The organism is Bacillus sp. SIMBA_074, assembly GCF_046534555.1.
Lineage (GTDB): Bacteria > Bacillota > Bacilli > Bacillales > Bacillaceae_G > Bacillus_A > Bacillus_A mycoides.
In genome coordinates, this window is the sequence record NZ_JAWRYM010000799.1 from 1 (window position 1) to 257 (window position 257).

A 257-nucleotide genomic window follows, 5' to 3' on the forward strand; every position below is an offset into this window, starting at 1 on the left:
CAGGATTCACTACGACTACCCCGTCCACTGCGGGCCCGCTGCGGTATTTCAAATAATGTCCCACTGAAGCTACAAAGAAGGGCTTTCCGTCTTCGTTCGGTTCCAAATATGAATCATGGATGATTTTATTCGGGTATGCTTTGCGGATGGTCCTTTCCAAATCATGATCGAGGTACTGTGAGGGAGCATATAGCATCTTCCCTTTTACCGTACTTGCCCCTTTATCCGTCGATACGGCAGAAATCAAATTATAACCT

The 257-nt window shown here is 46.3% G+C and carries 1 pseudogene; it reads right to left on the reverse strand.

Annotation, left to right across the window (positions count from 1 at the left end):
* Positions 1-257 (reverse strand): annotated as a pseudogene (locus SB773_RS32955) (hypothetical protein); the annotation flags it as partial.